The organism is Burkholderia sp. HAN2018 (assembly GCF_024704855.1).
In the GTDB taxonomy this organism is placed as follows: domain Bacteria; phylum Pseudomonadota; class Gammaproteobacteria; order Burkholderiales; family Burkholderiaceae; genus Burkholderia; species Burkholderia cepacia.
The window spans coordinates 1-4,802 of the sequence record NZ_QOBB01000354.1; the positions used below are offsets into that span (position 1 = coordinate 1).

At 69.8% G+C, this 4,802-nt stretch carries 5 protein-coding genes; 4 read left to right on the top strand and 1 reads right to left on the bottom strand.

The window, feature by feature from the left end; translation table 11 throughout:
* The 4 genes from glcE to proC all read left to right on the top strand — a co-directional run.
* Window positions 1-796: glycolate oxidase subunit GlcE (gene glcE / locus DPV74_RS39005; RefSeq protein WP_119339129.1), on the top strand; the 796-nt coding region annotated here is incomplete at its 5' end.
* A gap of 1 nt (window position 797) precedes the next feature.
* On the top strand, window positions 798-2,024 hold the full coding sequence (gene glcF / locus DPV74_RS39010) for a glycolate oxidase subunit GlcF (RefSeq protein WP_021163859.1): 1,227 nt from the start codon (window positions 798-800) through the stop codon (window positions 2,022-2,024).
* Window positions 2,025-2,155: 131 nt separating this feature from the next.
* Window positions 2,156-2,854, top strand: coding sequence for a YggS family pyridoxal phosphate-dependent enzyme (locus tag DPV74_RS39015; RefSeq protein ID WP_027788328.1), 699 nt, complete (start codon window positions 2,156-2,158; stop codon window positions 2,852-2,854).
* A gap of 51 nt (window positions 2,855-2,905) precedes the next feature.
* On the top strand, window positions 2,906-3,718 hold the full coding sequence (proC, locus tag DPV74_RS39020; RefSeq protein ID WP_059698811.1) for a pyrroline-5-carboxylate reductase: 813 nt from the start codon (window positions 2,906-2,908) through the stop codon (window positions 3,716-3,718).
* A 105-nt stretch (window positions 3,719-3,823) separates the two neighbouring features.
* Here the strand turns inward: proC and ubiA are convergent, their stop codons facing one another.
* A complete protein-coding gene (ubiA, locus tag DPV74_RS39025; RefSeq protein ID WP_027788330.1) occupies window positions 3,824-4,696 on the bottom strand; it encodes a 4-hydroxybenzoate octaprenyltransferase in 873 nt (290 codons plus the stop codon).
* Window positions 4,697-4,802: the final 106 nt, after the last annotated feature.

Here is a 4,802-nt window from a genome sequence, read left to right on the forward strand (position 1 = left end):
CGGCTGCGTCGCGGCCGGCCTCGCGGGCCCGCGCCGGGCCACCTGCGGCGCGCCGCGCGATTTCATGCTCGGCGTCACGCTGATGAACGGTCGCGGCGAAGTGCTGCGCTTCGGCGGCCAGGTCGTGAAGAACGTCGCCGGCTACGACGTGTCGCGGCTGATGGCCGGCGCGCTCGGCACGCTCGGGCTGATGCTCGACCTGTCGCTCAAGGTGCTGCCGATGCCCGTCGCCGAAGTCACGCTGAAGTTCGAGATGACCGCGACCGACGCGGTGCGCAAGCTCAACGAATGGGGCGGCCATCCGCTGCCCGTCAGCGCGAGCGGGTGGCGTAACGGCACGCTCGTCCTGCGCCTGTCGGGCGCCGAAGCGGCCGTGAAATCCGCGAAGACGCTGCTCGGCGGCGAAGTCGTCGACGCGGTCGAGGCCGAGCGCTTCTGGGCCGGCCTGCGCGAGCATACCGACCCGTTCTTCCACGGCATCCCGCCCGGCTATGCGCTGTGGCGTCTCGCGCTGCCGTCGATCACCGAACCGATGCACCTGCCCGGCACCCAGTTGATGGAATGGGGCGGCGCGCAGCGCTGGTGGATCACCGACGCCGATGCGCAGACCGTGCGGATGAGCGCCAAGCAGGCCGGCGGCCACGCGACGCTGTTCCGCGCGGGCGACGCGTACGACCGCAGCGCGGGCGTGTTCACGCCGCTCCCCGCCCCGATGATGAAAATCCACCGCGGGTTGAAAGCCGCGTTCGATCCCGCGCGCATCTTCAACCGCGGCCGGCTCTATCCGGATCTCTGAGATGCAGACGAACCTCGCCGATTTCATCCGCAATACGCCCGACGGCGACGAAGCCGACGCGATATTGCGCAAGTGCGTGCATTGCGGGTTCTGCACCGCGACCTGCCCGACCTACCAGTTGCTCGGCGACGAACTCGACGGCCCGCGCGGCCGCATCTACCTGATCAAGCAGATGGTCGAAGGCGCGCCCGTCACGCGCAGCACGCAGCAGCACCTCGACCGCTGCCTCACGTGCCGCAGTTGCGAGACGACCTGCCCGTCCGGCGTCCAGTACGGCCGGCTCGTCGAGATCGGCCGCAAGCACGTCGAGGCACAGGTTCAGCGCCCCGTGCAGCAGCGTCTCGTGCGCCGCGTGCTCGCGAGCCTCGTGCCGAACGCCGCGCTGTTCTCGCCGGTGATGCGGCTCGGACAGCACGTCCGTCCGCTGCTGCCGAAGCGGCTGCGCGACAAGGTGCCGCCGCGCACGCGGCTGCTCGAATGGCCGCACCTGACGCATACGCGAAAGATGCTGATGCTCGGCGGCTGCGTGCAGCCGTCGATGCTGCCGAACATCAATATCGCGACCGCGCGCGTGCTCGACGCGCTCGGCATCGAGACCGTCGTCGCGCCCGATGCCGGCTGCTGCGGCGCGATCCGCCTGCACCTGAACTATCACGACGAAGCGCTCGACGACGCGCGCCGCAACATCGACGCGTGGTGGCCCCATGTCGAACAGGGTGTCGAGGCGATCGTGATGAACGCGTCGGGCTGCGGCGCGACGGTGCTCGAATACGCGCACCTGCTGCGCGACGACCCGGCCTACGCCGAGAAGGCGCAGCGCATCGTGTCGCTGACGCGCGACATCTCCGACGTGCTGCTCGCGTTCGAGGCCGAGCTCGCGACGCTCGCGCGCCGCCGCGCGGTTCATACGGTCGCGTACCACCCGCCGTGCACGCTGCAGCACGGCCAGCAGTCGCGCGGCAAGGTCGAACGCCTGCTCGAGACCCTCGGCATCGACGTGCGGCTGCCGGCGGACAGCCATCTGTGCTGCGGCTCGGCCGGCACCTATTCGCTGACGCAGCCGTCGCTGTCGTACCGGTTGCGCAAGCAGAAGCTGCTGAAGCTGCAGGCGCTCGAGCCGCAGATGATCGTCTCCGGCAACGTCGGCTGCATCGCGCACCTGCAGAGCGGCACGCAGATTCCGGTGGCCCACTGGATCCAGCTCGTCGAGCACCTGCTGTATGGCTAGGGCCTGTTCATACGAATGACGGGCGGGCCCTGGGCCTCGCGCCCGGCGTCCGTATAATGGGCGGATCGATGCGCCGCGTGCCGCGGCGCATCCGCTACATGCCCGCTTCCGTGCCTGCTTTCGTGCCCGTCATGTCCGATCTCGCCGCCCGCCTCGAATCCGTTCATCGCCGCATCGCCGACGCCGCCCGCGCGGCCGGCCGCGATCCCGCCACCGTATCGCTGCTCGCCGTCTCGAAGACGTTTCCCGCCGCCGACGTGCGCGCCGCGCATGCGGCCGGGCAGCGCGCATTCGGCGAAAACTACGTGCAGGAATCGATCGACAAGATCGACGCGCTCGCCGACCTGCGCGCGAGCCTCGAATGGCATTTCATCGGGCCGCTGCAATCGAACAAGACGCGCCCGGTTGCCGAACGCTTCGACTGGGTCCATTCGGTCGACCGGCTGAAAATCGCGCAGCGCCTGTCGGAACAGCGCCCCGCGCACCTGCCGCCGCTCAACGTGTGCGTGCAGGTGAACATCAGCGGCGAGGCGTCGAAGAGCGGCGTCGCACCGGCCGACGTGGCCGAGGTCGCGCGCGCGGTCGCCGCGCTGCCGTCGCTGCGGCTGCGCGGCCTGATGGCGATTCCCGAACCGGCCGGCGACACCGACGCGCAACGCGTGCCGCATCGCGCGCTGCGCACGCTGTTCGACGCGTTGCGCGCCGACGGCCTGCCGCTCGACACGCTGTCGATGGGCATGTCCGCCGATCTCGACGCGGCCGTGCTCGAAGGCGCGACGATCGTGCGCGTCGGCACCGCGATCTTCGGCGCGCGCGATTACTCGCACTGAACGCCGCGCCCTTTCCGCCCTCCCGTTCACTCACTCGCTCAATCGAACACCATGAAAATCGCATTCATCGGCGGCGGCAACATGGCCGCGGCCCTGATCGGCGGCCTGATCAAGCGCGGCGTCGCCGCTGACGGCCTGTATGCCATCGACGTCAACGAAGAGGTGCGCGCACGCGCCGCGCAGCAATTCGGCATCCGCACCGGCGCGGCCGTCGACGCAACGCTCGCCGACTACGACGCGATCGTGCTCGCGGTGAAGCCGCAGGTGCTGAAGGACGTCGCGCAGGCGCTCGCGCCCCACCTGAAGACACAGCTCGTGATCAGCATCGCGGCCGGCATCCGCGGCAGCGATCTCGCGCGCTGGCTCGGCGACTACGCACGCGTCGTGCGCACGATGCCGAACACGCCCGCGCTCGTCGGCATGGGCGTGACGGGCCTCGCCGCACTGCCGGGCGTCGATGCGGCGGGCCGCGAACTCGCGTCGAACGTGCTCGGCGCGGTCGGCGAGATCGTGTGGTTCGACGACGAGTCGAAGCTCGATGCCGTCACGGCCATTTCGGGCAGCGGCCCCGCGTATGTGTTCTATTTCATCGAAGCGCTGCAGGAAGCCGCGCGCCAGCTCGGCATGAACGACGAACAGGGCCGCGCGCTCGCGGTCGCGACGTTCACGGGCGCCGCCCAACTCGCCGCGCAATCGGGCGAGCCGGCAAGCGTGCTGCGCGAGCGCGTGACGTCGAAGGGCGGCACGACGGCCGCTGCGCTCGCATCGTTCGACGCGCAGGGCGTGAAGGACGCGATCGTGCGCGGCGCGCTCGCGGCCGGAGCGCGTGCGAAGGAAATGGGCGACGAGCTCGGCCGCGCGTAAGCGCCGCGCCCGCCCCAGGGCCTCCCTTCCGGCACCGGCAACAAAAAAGCGGCCTCGGCCGCTTTTTTGTTGGCATCGCGCATCGCGCGCCGACGCGCGGCCGCTTCAGTTGCCCGCCGGCCCCGCCAGCAGGTAGTGCGCGGCGATCCCCGCGAACAGCACGCCGCCGAGCCAGTTGTTGTGCCGGAACGCGGCGAAGCACGGCATCCGCTCGCGGCCCTTGATCAGCGTGTAGTGATACAGCGCGCAGCCGACCGCCGCCGCCCAGCCGGCCCAGTACGCGAGGCCGAAGCCGAGCGTCACGCCGATCCACACGTAGATGCCGAGCGTCGCCGCATAGCACGCCATCACGGCCGCGACGTCGAAGCGGCCGAACGTCAGCGCCGACGTGCGGATCCCGATCTTGATGTCGTCGTCGCGATCGACCATCGCGTATTCGGTGTCGTACGCGACCGACCAGAAAATGTTCGCGACCAGCATCACCCACGCGATCGTCGGCACCGTGTCCTGCACGGCCGCGAACGCCATCGGAATGCCGAAGCCGAACGCGATCCCGAGATACGCCTGCGGAATCGCGAAGAAACGCTTCATGAACGGATACGAACCCGCGACGAACAGCGCGACGACGGACAGCTCCTTCGTCAGCGTGTTGAGCGGCAGGATCAGCAGGAACGAGATGAATGCGAGCCCGACGGCGATCGCAACGGCTTCCCACGCACGGATCTTGCCCGACGTCAGCGGCCGGTCGGCCGTGCGCTTCACGTGGCGGTCGAAATCGCGGTCGGCGTAGTCGTTCATCGCGCAGCCGGCCGAGCGCATCAGCAGCGTGCCGAGCGAGAAGATCACGAGCAGCGGCCAGCGCGGATGGCCGTCGGACGCGATCCACAGCGCGTTGAGCGTCGGCCACAGCAGCAGCAGGCTGCCGATCGGCTTGTCCATCCGGACGAGCCGCAGATACAGGGGAAAGCGGGCAAGCATGGCGAGGCACCGGGAGGATAACCCCGGCATTTTAGAGCCGAGCGGTGCTTCGCGTCATGTCGGGGCGGCCCGCGGCCGGCAGCCGCCCGGCGCGCCCGGGCCGCCC